At 43.4% G+C, this 17,565-nt stretch carries 15 protein-coding genes, 2 tRNA genes, 1 pseudogene and 1 other annotated feature; of the genes and pseudogenes, 17 read left to right on the forward strand and 1 reads right to left on the reverse strand.

Annotated elements, in window-relative coordinates; all coding sequences use genetic code 11:
• Positions 1 to 72 precede the first annotated feature (72 nt).
• Positions 73 to 255 (forward strand) — a binding site (T-box leader).
• A 52-nt stretch (positions 256 to 307) separates the two neighbouring features.
• From serS to ERX40_RS06375, 7 genes are all read left to right on the forward strand, one after another.
• The gene (gene serS / locus ERX40_RS06345; protein WP_133417667.1) at positions 308 to 1,582 is read left to right on the forward strand and encodes a serine--tRNA ligase; all 1,275 of its coding nucleotides are present in this window, start codon (positions 308 to 310) and stop codon (positions 1,580 to 1,582) included.
• Between the two features lie 167 nt (positions 1,583 to 1,749).
• Positions 1,750 to 2,265 carry a YceI family protein gene (locus tag ERX40_RS06350; protein WP_133417668.1) on the forward strand — a complete coding sequence of 172 codons (516 nt, stop codon included), beginning with the start codon at positions 1,750 to 1,752 and terminating at the stop codon, positions 2,263 to 2,265.
• A 119-nt stretch (positions 2,266 to 2,384) separates the two neighbouring features.
• Positions 2,385 to 3,296 carry a DUF2232 domain-containing protein gene (locus ERX40_RS06355; RefSeq protein WP_133417669.1) on the forward strand — a complete coding sequence of 304 codons (912 nt, stop codon included), beginning with the start codon at positions 2,385 to 2,387 and terminating at the stop codon, positions 3,294 to 3,296.
• A gap of 14 nt (positions 3,297 to 3,310) precedes the next feature.
• Positions 3,311 to 5,281: a DHH family phosphoesterase gene (locus tag ERX40_RS06360; RefSeq protein WP_133417670.1), complete on the forward strand. Its 1,971-nt coding sequence runs from the start codon at positions 3,311 to 3,313 to the stop codon at positions 5,279 to 5,281.
• Positions 5,281 to 5,727, forward strand: coding sequence for a 50S ribosomal protein L9 (gene rplI / locus ERX40_RS06365; protein ID WP_133417671.1), 447 nt, complete (start codon positions 5,281 to 5,283; stop codon positions 5,725 to 5,727). The genes ERX40_RS06360 and rplI overlap by 1 nt, the downstream gene beginning before the upstream one ends.
• Before the next feature lie 15 nt (positions 5,728 to 5,742).
• Entirely contained in the window at positions 5,743 to 7,137 is a 1,395-nt protein-coding gene (gene dnaB, locus ERX40_RS06370) for a replicative DNA helicase (RefSeq protein WP_133417672.1), read from the forward strand.
• A 275-nt stretch (positions 7,138 to 7,412) separates the two neighbouring features.
• A complete protein-coding gene (locus tag ERX40_RS06375) occupies positions 7,413 to 8,702 on the forward strand; it encodes an adenylosuccinate synthase (RefSeq protein WP_133417673.1) in 1,290 nt (429 codons plus the stop codon).
• Positions 8,703 to 8,726: 24 nt separating this feature from the next.
• On the opposite strand, the gene ERX40_RS06380 is transcribed toward ERX40_RS06375, so the two are convergent.
• The gene (locus tag ERX40_RS06380; protein WP_133417674.1) at positions 8,727 to 9,608 is read right to left on the reverse strand and encodes a YitT family protein; all 882 of its coding nucleotides are present in this window, start codon (positions 9,606 to 9,608) and stop codon (positions 8,727 to 8,729) included.
• Between the two features lie 160 nt (positions 9,609 to 9,768).
• On the opposite strand from ERX40_RS06380, the gene ERX40_RS06385 reads away from it, so the two are divergent.
• The 10 genes and pseudogenes from ERX40_RS06385 to ERX40_RS06430 all read left to right on the forward strand — a co-directional run bounded on the left by ERX40_RS06385 (position 9,769) and on the right by ERX40_RS06430 (position 17,565).
• Positions 9,769 to 9,843, forward strand: a tRNA-Glu gene (locus ERX40_RS06385).
• 14 nt (positions 9,844 to 9,857) lie between these two features.
• Positions 9,858 to 9,930: transfer RNA gene (locus ERX40_RS06390), tRNA-Asp, on the forward strand.
• A gap of 120 nt (positions 9,931 to 10,050) precedes the next feature.
• Positions 10,051 to 10,755 carry a response regulator YycF gene (gene yycF, locus ERX40_RS06395; protein ID WP_133417675.1) on the forward strand — a complete coding sequence of 235 codons (705 nt, stop codon included), beginning with the start codon at positions 10,051 to 10,053 and terminating at the stop codon, positions 10,753 to 10,755.
• Positions 10,755 to 12,617, forward strand: a complete 1,863-nt coding sequence (gene walK, locus ERX40_RS06400) for a cell wall metabolism sensor histidine kinase WalK (protein WP_133417676.1) — start codon at positions 10,755 to 10,757, stop codon at positions 12,615 to 12,617. Before yycF ends, walK begins: the two co-directional genes overlap by 1 nt.
• Positions 12,583 to 13,914, forward strand: a complete 1,332-nt coding sequence (locus tag ERX40_RS06405; RefSeq protein WP_165980684.1) for a YycH family regulatory protein — start codon at positions 12,583 to 12,585, stop codon at positions 13,912 to 13,914. The genes walK and ERX40_RS06405 overlap by 35 nt, the downstream gene beginning before the upstream one ends.
• On the forward strand, positions 13,914 to 14,693 hold the full coding sequence (locus ERX40_RS06410) for a two-component system regulatory protein YycI (protein ID WP_133417678.1): 780 nt from the start codon (positions 13,914 to 13,916) through the stop codon (positions 14,691 to 14,693). The genes ERX40_RS06405 and ERX40_RS06410 overlap by 1 nt, the downstream gene beginning before the upstream one ends.
• 17 nt (positions 14,694 to 14,710) lie before the next feature.
• Entirely contained in the window at positions 14,711 to 15,502 is a 792-nt protein-coding gene (locus ERX40_RS06415; protein WP_133417679.1) for an MBL fold metallo-hydrolase, read from the forward strand.
• A 251-nt stretch (positions 15,503 to 15,753) separates the two neighbouring features.
• Positions 15,754 to 16,233 carry a 23S rRNA (pseudouridine(1915)-N(3))-methyltransferase RlmH gene (gene rlmH / locus ERX40_RS06420; protein WP_133417680.1) on the forward strand — a complete coding sequence of 160 codons (480 nt, stop codon included), beginning with the start codon at positions 15,754 to 15,756 and terminating at the stop codon, positions 16,231 to 16,233.
• Between the two features lie 188 nt (positions 16,234 to 16,421).
• Positions 16,422 to 16,820: pseudogene (locus ERX40_RS06425) on the forward strand (GNAT family N-acetyltransferase); the annotation flags it as partial.
• Between the two features lie 28 nt (positions 16,821 to 16,848).
• Positions 16,849 to 17,565, forward strand: coding sequence for a tryptophan-rich sensory protein (locus ERX40_RS06430; RefSeq protein WP_133417681.1), 717 nt, complete (start codon positions 16,849 to 16,851; stop codon positions 17,563 to 17,565).

Consider the following 17,565-nt stretch of genomic DNA (forward strand, 5'->3'; position numbering starts at 1 on the left):
TAATATCATCATTCTAACAGAATAATTTGCATTCTTAAAGTTTGTCTGATATTATATAGAAAACTTAATAAGATATTGTCTCGGAATAAGTACTTTCCCCATCTTTCCAAGAGAGTCAGTGGCTGCTGTGAACTGATAAAGATAAGAAACGAATTCTATCCGACAGAGAAGACAATCGGACTAACCGTTATGTTAATGGAGTGAACAGCTTTAGCTGTTAATTAGGGTGGCAACGCGTAATACCACGTCCCTTTCAAGGGACGTGGTATTTTTTTGTCCCCAAAAATAAATATGAGGAGGCAATACAATGTTAGATATCAAATTATTTAGAACTGAACCGGATTTTGTGAAAAAGAAACTCGAAATGCGTGGCATTGATACATCTGTTGTAGAAAAAATTGTTGACCTTGATAAAAAAGCACGTGAACTGACGCAGCAGACTGAGGAATTAAAAGCAAAACGTAATAAAGCAAGCGAAGAAATCGCTCTTAAGAAACGCAATAAAGAAAACGCAGATGATGCGATTGAAGCGATGCGCGTCGTCGGTGAAGATATTAAAACAATCGATACTAAACTGAATCAGATCAATGCAGACCTGAAAGATGAATTATCAAGTCTGCCGAACTTAGTGAGCGATGAGACACCATTCGGTAAGGATGAAGATCAAAACGTTGAGGTTCGTAAATGGGGTGAACCTCGCCAGTTTGATTTCGAGGCTAAAGCCCACTGGGATCTTGTCGAAGAGCTGAAAATGGCTGATTTCGAACGTGCCGCAAAAGTATCTGGCGCTCGTTTCGCATTCCTGACCCGTGACGGTGCCCGTCTTGAACGTGCCCTTTACAACTTCATGCTTGACCTTCATACGAAAGAACATGGCTACCAGGAGATGGTGACTCCGCAGCTGGTTAACGCAGATTCAATGTACGGGACAGGTCAATTACCGAAGTTCGAGGAAGATCTCTTCAAGGTTGAAAAGGAAGGTCTGTACACAATTCCTACTTCAGAAGTACCGTTAACGAACTACTACCGTAATGAAATCATGGCTATGGATTTATTCCCTGTGAAATTCACAGCACTGACAGCATGTTTCCGTTCTGAGGCGGGTTCTGCCGGTCGTGATACCCGCGGGCTGATCCGTATGCACCAGTTCAATAAAGTGGAGATGGTCCGCTTCGAATTACCGGAGAACTCTTATGCGGCGCTGGAAGAAATGACAGCGAACGGTGAGAAAGTCTTACAATTACTGAACATCCCTTACCGCACCATCGCATTATGTTCTGGCGATATCGGTTTCGGCGCTGCCAAAACATATGATATTGAAGTCTGGTTGCCAAGCTACGAGGCTTACAAAGAAATCAGCTCTTGCTCTAATATGACTGACTTCCAGGCACGTCGTTCTAACATCCGCTTCAAACGCGAAAAAGATGGCAAGACAGAATATGTTCATACCTTAAATGGTTCAGGACTTGCGGTTGGCCGTACTTTCGCGGCAGTAGTTGAAAACTACCAGAACGAAGACGGAACTATTACAGTACCGGAAGCCCTTGTACCTTATATGGGTGGCCAGACCGTCATCAAATAACGGATAAACCTCTATCACTGTTCAGTGATGGAGGTTTTTTGGCATAACGACACCGTAAAAAGGTTAATAATAAAAAAAGAGATTTTGCGACTTTGCACTTGAATATAAAAAATATATCTGATATATTAAGTATATCATATAAATCAAATAAGAAAGAGGTAATTTAAATGACAAACTTCAAATTAGATCCCGTACACAGTTCAGTTGCGTTTTCAATCAAACACTTAATGGTGTCAAAAGTAAAAGGAGAATTCTCAGAATTCAGCGGTGAGCTGAGCGGTGACGTGAATGACGTTTCTTCATTACAGTTCAAAGGTGCCGTAAAAGTTAATTCAATCAACACCAAAAATGCTGATCGTGATGGCCATTTAAAATCAGCAGATTTCTTCGATGCTGAACAGTATCCTGAAATTACATTCGTCTCTCAGTCAATCACTGATTCATCTATTACCGGTGACTTAACAATCAAAGGTGAAACACATGAGGAAACATTTGACCTGGAATATAATGGTGTCTCAAAAAACCCTATGACAGGTGGAGAAGTAACAGGCATCATCGTGACTGGTAAAATTGACCGTGAAAGATACGGTTTAACTTGGAACCAAGCACTTGAAACAGGTGGCGTAATGGTCGGCAAGGAAGTTAAATTCGAAGTGGGTGCAGAATTCACGATCGAAGCATAAGAAATTTTCTTTAAGCCATGCAATCGCATGGCTTTTTTGTCGTGAAGTGACATACATTGAGCAATCGTACTAATAGTTGTAAAATAAAAGGTATGAAATTTAGCTGAGGAGTTTTTAATTTGAAGATTGATTTACTGAAAACAAGTGTCACTACGCTTATCTTGCTGGCTGTCACTTTGCTGATACACATAGTGCCAGGTCTGATTATTCTGCTCGCGCCGTTCTCGCTTATTCCGGGAACATACCTCTATATGAAGAGTCGTCCTTCCTTCTATGTGATGACCGCGATGATAACGGTTGTGTCGATGATCTTCACTTCCATCATCGCCTTCCAGCTTATTCTCGCTATACTGGTTATGAGCTATGTGCTCGGGTATCTGCTGGCAGGACGCGCTTCACGTGAGATCATGCTCTTTATCATGACGGTTCTGCTCAGCATGTACACCCTGCTCTCCATCATCTTTCTCCAGCTGGCAGGTATGATGCCAACGACAAAGGAATGGTTCAGCGAACTGAAAGAGACTTACGGTATGCTGGTCAAAAATGAACTGGAAGCTGGCACAGTGACTAAGGAAAGTGTCGCCTTGTTCAATTCATCGCTCGATGCGATGCAGATACAGGTTCCCGGTCTAATTGTTCTCAGTCTGTTCCTGCTCATCCTGCTGACCCTGGTCATCACGCTACCCTTACTGCGTAAATTCAAGATTGCGACACCGAATTTCCGACCGCTTTATTTCTGGGAATTTCCGAAAATAGCACTCTATCTTTATTTTGCAGTGAGTATCATCAGCTGGTTTCTGACTCCTGGAGACGTCGTTCTTCTAGGGATAGTCGCTAACTTAAAGTATGTGTTAGAATGGATTATGTTCATTCAAGGTTTGTCACTTCTTAGTTTCTTGCTGAAAATCAAACGAATTCCAGCTGCATTCGGTGTGCTGCTCTTTATTCTGGCGTTTCTGCTTGCGCCGGTGACACAGTTATTCGGTGTACTGGATTTAATTCTCAGAATGAAAACTAAAATCAAACCGTAACAGGAGGCAGAAAAATGGACCGCAGATATATGAGACAGACTTTGGTTACGCCGTTTATCGTCATGAGTATTCTGGTCATCATTCTGATTGGACTGCTTTTTACTGTGCATCCTCTTATGGCAGGACTGGCCAGCTGTATTGTCATCTTCATCATGGTGATGACGGGACTCATGCTCAAAAAGAGTCTGATTCGCAGTGAGTTCTATTTCGATAATATTGCGGTGAAAGTAAGTAGAGGCAATACTATTGCCATCAATGAGATCCCGGTCGGTATGATCCTGCTGGATGATACTGATAAGGTCGAGTGGTATAACCAGTTTATACGTGAGAAAATCGACCGTCCCATACTGTCAGACTCCATCCACGAAATCTTTCCCAATCTACTGAATCAGTTAAAGATTGCGGGTGTGAATGAGGTTCAAGCCCAGTATAAAGAAACAAAGTTCAAAGTTCGTTATGCTGCAGAGACGCATATCCTCTATTTTCTCGATGAGACAGAACGCGTTGAAACATTTGAAGTCTTTGAGGAATCCAAGCCGGTCGTAGGTATGCTCTTTCTCGATAACTATGATGAGATCACCCAGAATATGAGTGACGCCAATCGCACAGAGATGAACAGTATGATGACGAACGAAATCAATCAATGGGCTGCAGAGAATCATATCTACATGAAACGGTTCTCATCAGATCAGTTCGTTATCTTTCTGAATAACCGTATCCTTGCTGAACTGGAGGAGACGAAATTCAATCTGCTGGACCGTATCCGCGAGAAAAGCCGTGACAAGAAGACACACCTGACACTCAGCGTCGGTATCGGCGAAGGGACGGATGACCTGATTACACTCGGTGAACTGGCACAGTCCAGTTTGGACCTTGCACTCGGTCGGGGAGGTGACCAGGTGGCAATCAAGAATACTTCAGGCGGCGTGCGCTTCTTCGGCGGCAAGACCAATCCGATGGAGAAAAGAACACGTGTCCGTGCACGGGTCATCTCACATGCGCTCCGTGATATTCTGATCGAAGGAGATAACGTCATCATCATGGGGCACAAACGCCCTGATATGGATGCAATCGGCGCTGCCATCGGTGTGGCCCGGTTCGCCCGCATGAACAATCTGAATGCGTATATTGTTCTCAATTCCTATGATATTGATGAGACGCTCAGCCGGGTGATGCTTGAGATTGAGGAGAAACCCGAACTGAAGGAAGTCTTCATAACATCAGATGAAGCATGGTCACTGATGACGAATCGCACGACACTAGTCGTTGTTGATACGCATAAACCGAACATGGTGATCGATGAGAATATACTGAACAAAGCATCACGTAAAGTCGTCATCGATCATCACAGACGGGGGGAGGATTTTATATCGAGTCCGCTTCTTGTCTATATGGAACCTTATGCAAGCTCAACTGCTGAACTGGTCACAGAGTTACTCGAATACCAGCCGGAAGAGCATAAACTGACACGACTCGAGTCGACTGTGATGCTGGCCGGTATCATCGTCGATACACGGAACTTTACACTCAGAACCGGTTCTCGTACCTTTGATGCAGCAAGCTATCTTCGTAGTCACGGAGCGGATACGATTCTCTGCCAGCATTTCCTGAAAGATAATATAGAGACCTATCTGCAGCGCAGCGAACTGATCAAGACCGTGCAGCTTGGTCACGATGGTATCGCAATCGCGAATGGTGATGATCTGACGATTTATGATCCCGTGACCATCGCGCAGACTGCGGATGAACTTCTCAGTATTAATGGTGTTGAAGCAGCCTTCGTCGTGGCTCGACGTGCAGATGATAAGATCGGTATCTCGGCGCGATCACTTGGCGAGATCAATGTACAGCTCGTGATGGAGGCTTTAGGGGGCGGCGGACATCTGTCCAATGCCGCAACACAACTAAGCGGTATTTCAGTGGAGACGGCTATTCTGGACCTGGAAGATGTCATCGACGAACAATTTAAAAGGAGTGAAGGATAATGAAAGTTATATTTACACAGGATGTTAAAGGTAAAGGTAAAAAAGGTGAAGTAAAAGAAGTACCTGTAGGGTATGCGAATAACTTCCTCTTAAAAAATAAATACGCAGTAGAAGCAACACCCGGGAATCTTAAGCAGCTTGAAGCACAGAATCAGCGTATCGAGAAAGATAAAGAACAGCACCTGCTCGATGCACAGAACTTGAAAGAACAGATTGAACAACTTGAAGTAGAAGTAAAAGCTAAATCAGGTGACGGTGGACGTCTGTTCGGTTCAGTGAGCACTAAACAGATTGTTGAAGCCTTGAAAGAACAGCACGGCATCAAACTGGACAAACGGAAAATGGATCTGCCGGACGGCATCAGAAGCCTGGGCTACACAGATGTACCCGTTAAACTGCATAATCAGGTTTCTGGCACGCTGAAAGTACACGTCACAGAGATGTAAGAAGGAGGCGCATAGATGGAAGAATATAATTCACTGCAGATGCCGCATCATATGGAGGCAGAGCAGTCTGTCCTCGGTGCCATTCTGCTGGATCCTGAGCTTCTGATTCCAACACTCGAGAAGCTCTTGCCGCAGCATTTCTATCGCAGAAGTCATCAGCATATCTTCCAGGCTATGCTCTCTCTGTCAGAAAAAAATTCAGAAGTTGATATCGTGACACTGACGGATCAGATGACAAAAGAAGGCACACTTGATGAATCAGGCGGTCCTCAATATCTGATCGAGCTGTCAAGTGTCGTACCGACAACACGCAATATTGACTTCTATACCGATATCGTCTTCCATGATGCTGTCAAACGCCAGCTTATCAATGTCGCGGACTCCATTGCAAAGGACGGATATAACAATGAGCTGGAACTGGAGTCACTTCTGAGTGACGCTGAGAAGCGGATCATGAACATCTCCTCTGACCGTGGTACGGATGGTTTCCAGAATATCCGGGACATTCTGCAAGTCGTCTTCGAGAATGCGGAGAATCTGGACCGCAATCAGGGACAGACGCCTGGCATTCCGACGGGTTACCGTGACCTCGATAAGATGACAGCGGGTTTCAACCGAAATGACTTGATCATTATCGCGGCCCGCCCTTCTGTCGGTAAGACAGCCTTTGCGCTGAATATCGCGCAGCAGGTCGCAACGCATGATAATAATTACTCGGTCGCTATCTTCTCACTTGAGATGGGCGCGGATCAGCTTGCCACCCGTATGATCTGCAGCACCGGTAACGTAGATTCGAACCGGCTGCGTACAGGTACGATGGAGAACGAGGACTGGAACCGGTTCACGGTGGCTATAGGGAAGTTATCACGCACGAAGATATTCATCGATGACACGCCGGGCATCCGTATCACGGATATCCGGGCCAAATGCCGGCGTCTGAAGCAGGAATACGGTCTCGATATGATACTCATTGACTATCTGCAGCTTATCCAGGGCTCAGGGTCACGCAGTTCAGATAACCGTCAGCAGGAAGTCTCTGAGATCTCCCGTATGCTGAAGTCACTGGCGCGTGAACTGGAATGCCCAGTTATCGCCCTCAGCCAGCTGTCGCGTGGTGTTGAGCAGCGTCAGGACAAACGTCCGATGATGAGTGATATCCGAGAATCCGGTTCGATTGAGCAGGATGCGGATATTGTTGCCTTTCTGTACCGGGATGATTATTATAACCGAGGAAATAGTGAAGACGGCGAAGAAGTCATGGATGCCGGTGTACAGGATGAGAATGGTGAGATTGAGATCATCATTGCCAAACAGCGTAACGGTCCGACAGGTACGGTGAAACTGAACTTTATGAAGCAGTACAATAAGTTCGCTGATATCAGCTATGAATATGACGGCTTTGAGGCCTGATAAGATGAAGTAAAGACGTACATTACTATTGATTATTATATAAATGTACGTCTTTTGTTCTGTTTATGCTTCATTACTGTAATGGATGTCTGTATAGGATGACTTCAGATAAATACGCTCAAATACTGATATCATCAGGTTAGACTGTAAAAATCACCGTCATTCAGCTTCGGCTTCATGTTAAGAAATTTACATTTTAAACGTTCGGATTTCGTTTGATTTTTAGCGCATATATTGTTAAAATGGCTAAGGTTATTAAATTTGGAGGTGCACGAATGTCATCTATCGTAGTTGTTGGTACACAATGGGGAGACGAAGGTAAAGGTAAAATCACAGACTTCTTAGCAGAGCAGGCAACAGTTATCGCAAGATTCTCAGGTGGTAACAATGCAGGACATACCATTAAATTCGGCGGAGAAACATACAAGTTACACTTAGTGCCGTCAGGAATCTTCTATTCAGATAAATTATCAGTAATCGGTAATGGGGTCGTTGTGGACCCGGTTGCTTTACTTAAAGAACTTGATGCATTGAATGAACGCGGTATCAGCACAGATAACTTACGTATCTCAAACCGTGCACAGGTGATTCTGCCTTATCATCTGAGACAGGATGAGCTGGAAGAGGAGAAACGCGGCGATAACAAAATTGGTACAACGAAAAAAGGCATCGGTCCTGCTTACGTGGATAAAGTTCAGCGTATCGGCATCCGTATGGCTGATTTATTAGACAAAGAAACGTTTACAACGATGCTTAACCAGAACTTAGCAGCGAAAAACGAACTGTTCGAGAAAATGTTCGGTGCTGAAGGTTTCACTTTCGATGAGATCTTTGAAGAATACTATGCAGCAGGCCAGCGTTTAGCTGAGTATGTAACTGATACTTCAAAAGTCCTTGATGATGCATTCCATGCAGACGAAAAAGTATTATTTGAAGGTGCACAGGGTGTGATGCTTGATATCGACCACGGAACTTATCCGTTCGTGACATCAAGCAATCCGATAGCAGGTAATGTGACAGTCGGTACAGGTGTCGGTCCGACATTCGTTGACCGTGTCGTCGGTGTATGTAAAGCCTACACATCCCGTGTCGGTGATGGTCCGTTCCCGACTGAATTATTCGATGAAGATGGACATCATATCCGTGAAGTCGGCCGTGAATATGGTACAACAACGGGTCGTCCGCGCCGTGTCGGCTGGTTTGACTCAGTCGTGCTGCGTCACTCACGTCGTGTAAGTGGTATCACTGATTTGTCAATCAACTCAATCGATGTCTTAACAGGACTTGATACAGTGAAAATCTGTACAGCTTATGAGCTTGATGGCGTAGAGATCACGGAATATCCGGCGAACCTGAACAACTTAAAACGCTGCAAACCGATCTTCGAAGAGCTGCCAGGCTGGACAGAAGATGTGACAGGATGCAAAACGATGGAAGAACTGCCGGATAACGCACGTCGTTATTTAGAACGTATTTCAGAACTGTGTGACGTGAAGATCTCGATCTTCTCTGTCGGTCCTGACCGCACACAGACAAATCTGCTGGAAGATTTATGGCAGAACTAAAAAAAGAGCCTTCGGGCTCTTTTTTTAGTGGATATCGCGTTTCTTGAAGTGACCGCCTTTGACTTCCGATACATTCCCGATGGCCACGAATGCAGATTCATCATAATGATTGATGATATCTTTCAGCTTGTACTCCTCAAGTCGTGTAATGACGACAAAGATGACCTTCTTGTCCTCTCCTGTATAGGCGCCTTCACCGGATAGGTACGTTACACCACGACCGAGCCGTGCATTGATGGCATCACCAATTTCTTCATACTGATCACTGATAATCCAGACCGATTTTGATTCATCAAGTCCCAGCTGGATGATATCAATCGCTTTGAAGGCGATGAAATAAGCGATAACTGAATACATCGCGGATTCCCATGTAAAGACGAAGCCTGCGATAATAAATATAAAGAAATTGATGACCATCACAATTTCACCGACAGAGAACGGTGTCTTACCACTGATCAGAATGGCGAGAATCTCAGAACCATCCAGTGACCCGCCGTAACGGATGACAAGACCGACGCCCACTCCAAGTATGGCACCGCCAAAAATAGTAACGAGGAACTTCTCCTCAATAAAGGGTGGAACCGGATGTAAAAAAGCTGTGCCTAATGATAGGATGATGATTCCATAAAGGGTGGATAATGCGAAGGACCGACCAATCTGCTTATAACCGAGGAAGAAGAACGGTAAGTTGAATATAAAGATGAAAAGTCCAAGTGGTAAACCGATCAAATGACTGGTGATGATTGAAATGCCGACGATTCCTCCATCAAGGATGGCATTCGGTACTAAAAATAATTCAAGTGCTACAGCCATAAGGAGTGCGCCGATAGTAATCATAATAAAACGCTTGATTTTCTCTTGGAGCGGCAGCTTCTTATGGATTTTTTCCATGGATATATCTGACATAGCATCCCTCTTTTCATATTAATACTTCTATTATACTATAAATGACTAAATTGAAATTTCAGAATGCTCAAAAATCAATATAATTTAAAATTTTTTTCGAATTATAGTTGTCAAATGATAAATAAGCATGCTATAATCAATCTTGTGCTAAAAAAATTACGGCCCCTTGGTCAAGCGGTTAAGACACCGCCCTTTCACGGCGGTAACACGGGTTCGAATCCCGTAGGGGTCACCATTCAAATAGCTTTAGGTCCCGTGGTGTAGCGGTTAACATGCCTGCCTGTCACGCAGGAGATCGCGGGTTCGATTCCCGTCGGGACCGCTCTTAAGACATGCAGTTACTGCATGTCTTTTTTTGTTTTAATTCAGTAGATAGAAATAAAGACTTAAAAATGGTAAATTAGAAGATAGTAGATGAAACTCTAAAGAGAAGAGGTTGCATATGGCGCGAAAAATAGTCGTAGTGGATGATGAAAAACCGATTGCAGATATTCTGGAATTCAATCTGAAAAAAGAAGGTTACGATGTACACGTCGCTTATGACGGTGATGATGCAGTTGAGCTGATCTATGACGTGCAGCCGGATATCGTCTTGCTTGATATCATGCTGCCAGGTCGTGACGGGATGGAAGTCTGTCGTGAAGTCCGCAAGAAATACGATATGCCAATCATTATGCTGACAGCAAAGGACTCAGAAATCGACAAAGTACTCGGCCTTGAACTCGGCGCGGATGACTATGTCACAAAACCCTTCAGCACACGTGAACTCATCGCCCGTGTCAAAGCGAACCTGCGTCGTCATTATACACAGGCGCAGTCAGAAGAAAAAGAAGAAACAAACGATATCGTCATCAAGGACATCACGGTCTATCCGGATGCCTATTCCATTAAAAAGCGCGGTGAAAGCATCGAACTCACGCACCGTGAGTTTGAGCTGTTCCATTACCTCGCACGACATATCGGTCAGGTGATGACACGCGAACACCTGCTTCAGACGGTCTGGGGTTATGATTACTTTGGAGATGTAAGAACGGTCGATGTAACCATCCGTCGTTTAAGAGAGAAGATTGAAGACGATGCTTCACATCCTGAATACATCGTTACTCGGCGTGGTGTGGGCTACTTCTTACAGTCACAGGAAAAATAATGAAATACATTCAATCCCTCATAAAAAAACTTCAATCGCTTCATATCAAGCTCGTTGTTGTCTATGTGCTGCTGATTATTATCGGTATGCAGATCATCGGCCTCTACTTTACTAATAATCTGGAAAAAGAATTGACCGAAAATTTCAAGGATAATGTGGAACGTCAGGTCAAACAGGTCGCTTATGACATCAACGAAGCCTATACAGAGAATAACGATGACAATACAGAGCGGAAGATACAGTCTATCATCGATGACTACACTTCGCGGTCAGGTGTCGGTGAAGCGCGGTCTGATATTGACGAAATCCGTTTTATCAATTCGAACGAACTGATCATTGCGACGAGTAAAGTCTCGGATAATGTCTCAATCGATCAGAAGAACAAGGATACACAGATTCAGAAGGCACTGTCCCTTGGGCAGAGCAATGACCAGGTGCAGCTGAAAGAAGAAGGGTCCAATAAGAAACGCGTCTGGGTGAAGAATGAAACAATTAAAGCGGGTGATGAGGTCGTCGGCGTCATTCATGTTGAATCAAGCATCGAGACCGTCTATCAGCAGCTTGATAAGATCAACCAGATCTTTATCATCGGTACCGGCCTCTCGCTGCTGATTACCGTGCTGCTCGGCTTCTTCATTGCGCGTACCATCACGAAGCCGATCTCTGATATGCGGAATCAGGCGCTTGAGATGTCGCGAGGGAACTATACAAACCGCGTAAAAGTATACGGTAGCGATGAAATCGGTGAACTCGCACTGACCTTCAACAACCTCGCCAAACGTGTGCAGGAAGCACAGGCCAATACGGAGAGTGAGAAACGGCGTCTTGATTCTGTCATTACTCATATGTCAGACGGCGTCATAGCGACTGATAGGCGAGGACGTGTACGTATTGTCAATGATATGGCACTGCGTATGCTGTCTCTCAATCACGATGAGATTGAAGGCCGTCACGTGCTGGATGTCCTGAAGATGGAGGAACATTACTCGCTTGATGAGCTGCAGGAGAACAGCGGTGGCGTCATTATTGATATCGATGGTGAGTACCCGCTGATTGTCCGTGCCAGCTTCTCGACCATCATTCAGGACACGGGCTTTATCACCGGTTATATTGCGGTGCTGCATGACGTCACTGAACAGCACCACGTGGAGAATGAACGCCGCGAGTTCGTCGCGAACGTTTCGCATGAGTTACGTACACCTCTGACGTCGATGAGAAGTTATATTGAAGCGCTGGAAGAAGGTGCATGGCAGAACCCTGACCTGGCACCTCAATTTCTGAGTGTAACGCGCGAGGAGACGGATCGTATGATTCGACTCGTCAATGATCTGCTGCAGTTGTCTAAGATGGATAACTCGAATGAATCACTGAACCGTGAGCTGATCGATTTCAATATGTTCATTCATAAGATCATCAATCGTTTCGAGATGAGTGAAGGGAAGTCGGCAACATTTGTCCGTGATATACCGAAAGCAGGAATATTCGTTGAAATCGATCCGGATAAGATGACGCAGGTATTTGATAACGTGATTTCAAACGCGCTGAAGTACTCAAAGGGTAAGAAAAAAGTGGAATTTCATGTGAAACAGAATCTGCTGTTCAACCGCATGACGATTCAGATCAAAGATAACGGGATCGGTATTCCGCTGACTAAAGTGGATAAAATCTTTGACCGTTTCTTCCGTGTCGATAAAGCCCGGACACGGAAGATGGGCGGTACAGGTCTCGGACTTGCTATCAGTAAAGAAATTGTCGAATCCCACAACGGCCGAATATGGGCGAACAGCCAAGAAGGACACGGGACATCAGTCTATATCACCCTGCCTTGTGAACTTCTGGATGACGGTGATTGGGATGTATAAGGATATGATCAAAAGCATCGTACTGATTATATTGGTCTTCAGCAGCATGATACTGACCTATCAGATATGGAACTTTAAGCCTGAGCTGACGAACGTCGATAGCCCGGTCCAACAGAAGAAGACGATCGGTCCACGCTTTGTTGATAATATCAAGAACATTTATATGCCTTACCAGGAAATCTCCTATAAGGAAAGCAGTATCAAAGGAACGACAGACAGCCGTATGATTATGGACGTCACTGACTATTTAAGTGAGAGTAAGATACTCTCTGCTTATCAGATTGATAATAATGGTAAGTTTCAGGCCAAGGATATCGGCGGCAACTTCACTATCTTTGACTTCACAGTTGATATCCCACAGACGATGTATATCACGAACATTCTGGATATGACCTACAAATCAAACGATACACACACATTCAAACGGATTCTGATCGACAGTGAAAGCCGAAACAGCATCAACCTTTATTTAGTCGGTAAAGATAAGGTACTTAAAATAGAGACCGATGCAAAAAGTGAGCCGTTCAATGAACTGGTCAAGCAGCAGAGAAATGAGATGGTGAACTACTCCGGTCTGGTGACGAATGAGAATACATCAAGCGATAAAGCACAGCTGTATATGCCGGCGAATGCCAAAGACATCAAAGCCTACCGGTTTATCGCAGACCGCATCGATGTCAGAGATATCAATGATGCAGTACTGGATGATCAGGATAATATCATCGAACGTGAACGCAAGGAAGGCACCACCTTTTTTAGTAATACGGGTGTCGTGTCAGTCAATGCGAATGATATCTATAAATATAACAACCTATCTGAAGCGAATGAAGCAAGAACATTGCCGCGCGAGACGCTGGTCAAGTCATTTAAATTCATCAGCAGTCACGGTGGCTTCACAGATGACTATCGTCTCTTTGATATCGAGGACGATATCAGAACCATCAACTACCAGATGTTTCTAAGCGGCAGACCGGTCTTTAACAAAGACGGTCTGTCTGATATCTCTGTCATCTGGGGTAAGAATGAGGAGTATGAGTACAGACGCGGCCTACTGTCAACCAGTGTCGCTGTCCCTTCTACACAGGAAGTGGAGAAGCTGCCAAGTGCTGAGAAAGTACGATTTGACATCGCCTCGTCCCGGAGCTATCAATTCGAGAAGGTGAGCAATATGCTGATCGGCTATGAGATGAAGAAATCAGCAGACAGCGAGATTCAGGCGAATCTGCTGTTTGAACCGTACTGGTATATCGAATATAATGGCAAATGGCTGAAGTATGACAGAGGGAGGCTGAAGTAGTGGATTGGAAACATGCAAGTTCACTGTTTATATTCGTTTTTCTGATCATCAACATCTGCCTTGGATTCCTGTACTATCAGAAAGTTGAACGCTCAAACAAGATTGATACAGCAAATGAAAAAGTACTGTCATTTGTAAACGAAAATATCAAGCTGCCGAAAGAACTGCCGGAGGCTGATGGTGTGAAACTGAACTATCTGTCAGGACGCAGCAAGAAATTCATAGCGGATAACACAAAACGTCATGATACAGTCATCAAAGACCGCATTGCCACCAATCTGCCGCTCGGTGAAATAGAGCCGAACGCACTGATAGAAGATCTGGGACCCTTCATGGAAAGTGTCCCTTATCGTGGCAAGGAATATGTCTTCAGTGGAATTGACCGCAAGAACAGACGACTTATCTACGAACAGACATTCAATAAATATCCGATACTGAGTAATGATACTGCTAAAGTGGTCATCAACTATAACGATGTAAACGAAGCGTACAGTTACGAGCAGTCTTATATTGAGAACCTGCAGGAAGGTATCGGCAAGAACAACAAGAAGAAGCAAGTTGTAGAACCGAGACGTGCTCTTGAAATTCTGTATTATCAGAATGAACTGAAGCCGGGTGATGAGATCACAACAGTCAGACTTGGCTACTACTCTGTCGTGCCGAATATCGAAGGACAGGTCCTGAAACCCACATGGCAGGTCGCCGTCCTGCATGAGAACGGCAAACGTGAAACCTTCTATGTGGATGCACTGAATCCACAGGAACCGATACTGAAGTAATAAAAGAGAGTGATAACATGATTAAAATGTCCGTACTGGCAAGCGGCTCAACGGGGAACGCGACCTATGTCGAAAGCGATAAAGGTTCGCTTCTGGTCGATGTCGGTCTGTCAGGTAAGAAGATGGTTGAACTGTTCGATCAGATCGACCGCAAAATAGAAGATCTGGATGGCATCCTGGTGACACATGAGCATGTCGACCACATCAAAGGACTCGGTGTCCTTGCACGAAAGTATAAACTGCCAGTCTATGCCAACGAGAACACCTGGAAAGCGATTGACCGTGCAGATAAGAATATTCCCCAGGACCAGAAGATGATCTTCAATCCATACGAGACAAAAAGTATCGCAGGCTTTGAGATCGAATCATTCAACGTCTCACACGATGCGATAGACCCGCAGTTCTACATCTTCCATAACGACTACAAGAAGCTGACGATGATCACAGACACAGGCTATGTGTCAGACCGTATGAAAGGCATGATACATGGTAGTGACTGCTTTATCTTCGAGAGCAATCATGATGTCGATATGCTTAGAATGGGACGCTACCCGTGGAAGACGAAACAGCGTATCCTGAGCGACATGGGACACGTCTCAAATGAAGACGCGGCCTACGCGATGCGGGAGGTCATCACCGGCTCGACAAAACGTATCTACCTCTCCCACCTATCGCGCGATAACAACTTGAAAGAACTCGCGCGAATGAGTGTGGAACAGGTATTGAATGAGCATGATATCGACACGCAGAATGAAGTGACGCTGCACGATACGGATAAAGCCATTGCGACGAAGATTTATGAACTGTAGTTTACACAATTTACAGTAAGTTCACACAATTCTGTGGGTAACTATGAATAACTTTGTGGATAGAAATAAAGTTATCCACAATTGAATAAGATGTCTTGGAAACAAAGCATCTTTTTTTATGTTTATACATTAATATTTGGAAGAAAAAATGCAGAAAAAGTCAAAATACGATAAAATGAGGCTTGTGAAATGTTAACAAGTTAATAACATGTGGATAACTAGGATAAGTCATACATAAAGGATGAATATATATGAAGATAACAATCATTACTGTGGGTAAGTTGAAAGAGAAGTACTGGAAGCAGGCTGTGGATGAGTACGTGAAGCGACTCGGTGCTTATACGAAGATGGAACTGATAGAAGTGCAGGACGAGAAAGACTCAGACAATATGAGTGACAAGGATATTGAAATCGCGAAGCAGAAAGAAGCGGAGCGTATCCTGTCAAAAATCAAAGACGACAGCTACGTCTATACACTGGAAATCGAAGGCAAGCAGCTGAATTCAGTCGAATTATCACGACATATCGAGAACAACATGAACATGGGCAAAAGCCACCTCACCTTCATCATCGGCGGCTCAAACGGCCTGCATAGTAGTGTCAGCGCCAGATCCAATTATAAACTCTCCTTCAGCAAAATGACCTTTCCTCATCAGATGATGAAAGTGATACTGTTGGAGCAAGTGTATCGGAGTTTTAGGATTATGAAAGGGCAAGATTACCATAAATGATGAGGTTTTTAACAATCTTCAATAACATTTTTTGAGTACACTTTACATAAATTATTGAAATAGAGAGTGTGATTTTTATGACGATACTAGAAACAGAACGTTTGATTTTAAGAGAATTACGAACAGAAGATAAATACTCTCTTTCTAAAGTATTGTCTGATTATGACTCTATGTAATACTATGATCATCCGTTTAATGAGCATGAGGTTGAAGAATGGATTAAGTGGAATATCGAAAATTATGCTACATATAATTGTGGTCTATGGGCGGTTATTCTGAAAGAAGATGGAACTTTTTTAGGCGACTGTGCTATAACAATGCAAAATATTGATGGAGAGGTTCTACCCGAGATTGGATTTCATATTATCAAAGAATACTGTAATAAAGGTTATGCATCAGAAGCGGCAAATGCATGTATGGAATATGCTTTTAATGTTTTGGGGTTTGAAAAGATATATTCATATTCAACTATAGATAACTTGCCATCTCAAAAAGTAGCACCAAAAATAGGAATGAAAAAACATAAAGTATTTGAAAAGAACGGGTTACAACATGAGTTATTAAGGTTATGTTGTGTCTATATTTAAGAAAAAATTTATAGAAGGGGTATGACTTATGAATAAAATAAAAATTATCATTTACTGGCTAATTTTCCTTGGTATGTTGACAATCAATTATCTTTCTTCATTCAATGTTGGTAATGAAGCAGACAAATATCAGCCACTGATTCAGCCTGCAGGATGGGCATTTTCCATTTGGGGGCTAATTTATGTGCTGTTGTTAGTATGGTTGGTTCTTCTTACAATTGATTTATTTAAAACAGATTATAAAACTTCTTTTGGCTACTGGCCAGCTGCAAACTTTGTTCTGAATGCTTTATGGATTTACGTATTTTCAGAGTATTCTAAATGGCTATCCACATTAGTGATTATAGGGTTATTAATTACTTTAATAGTACTTTACAGAAAAGTTCAATATCGAAGTTATGATAAAATTGTCTTTGGTATTTATTTTGCCTGGACTACTGTTGCCACTATAGTTAATATCTTCAACTGGGTGAAGTCAAGTGGAACGTCGACAGTATTCAGCTTAAATGAACTGACATGGACGCTAATTATGTTGATAATAGCTACATTACTTGCTGTATATATTTCTGTAAAATATCGTGATTTTATTTATCCGATGGTTTTTATCTTTACTTTTATTGCAATCAGTATAGAAAATGGAATTAGTAAGGATGTTCTAAGTATTGTTATAGGAATTTGCATAACTATACAGTTAATCGCAGTTATCTATACCATGGTTAGAAACGTGAAAATCATTAGAAGCTAA

The organism is Macrococcus carouselicus (assembly GCF_004359515.1).
Taxonomy (GTDB): domain Bacteria; phylum Bacillota; class Bacilli; order Staphylococcales; family Staphylococcaceae; genus Macrococcus; species Macrococcus carouselicus.

Bases quoted from the DNA above. Each gene is read 5' to 3' on its own strand.
- serS (WP_133417667.1), top strand. From the start codon at position 308: ATGTTAGATATCAAATTATTTAGAACTGAACCGGATTTTGTGAAAAAG.
- ERX40_RS06350 (WP_133417668.1), top strand. From the start codon at position 1,750: ATGACAAACTTCAAATTAGATCCCGTACACAGTTCAGTTGCGTTTTCA.
- ERX40_RS06360 (WP_133417670.1), top strand. From the start codon at position 3,311: ATGGACCGCAGATATATGAGACAGACTTTGGTTACGCCGTTTATCGTC.
- rplI (WP_133417671.1), top strand. From the start codon at position 5,281: ATGAAAGTTATATTTACACAGGATGTTAAAGGTAAAGGTAAAAAAGGT.
- dnaB (WP_133417672.1), top strand. From the start codon at position 5,743: ATGGAAGAATATAATTCACTGCAGATGCCGCATCATATGGAGGCAGAG.
- ERX40_RS06375 (WP_133417673.1), top strand. From the start codon at position 7,413: ATGTCATCTATCGTAGTTGTTGGTACACAATGGGGAGACGAAGGTAAA.
- ERX40_RS06380 (WP_133417674.1), bottom strand. From the start codon at position 9,608: ATGTCAGATATATCCATGGAAAAAATCCATAAGAAGCTGCCGCTCCAA.
- yycF (WP_133417675.1), top strand. From the start codon at position 10,051: ATGGCGCGAAAAATAGTCGTAGTGGATGATGAAAAACCGATTGCAGAT.
- walK (WP_133417676.1), top strand. From the start codon at position 10,755: ATGAAATACATTCAATCCCTCATAAAAAAACTTCAATCGCTTCATATC.
- ERX40_RS06415 (WP_133417679.1), top strand. From the start codon at position 14,711: ATGATTAAAATGTCCGTACTGGCAAGCGGCTCAACGGGGAACGCGACC.
- rlmH (WP_133417680.1), top strand. From the start codon at position 15,754: ATGAAGATAACAATCATTACTGTGGGTAAGTTGAAAGAGAAGTACTGG.
- ERX40_RS06430 (WP_133417681.1), top strand. From the start codon at position 16,849: ATGAATAAAATAAAAATTATCATTTACTGGCTAATTTTCCTTGGTATG.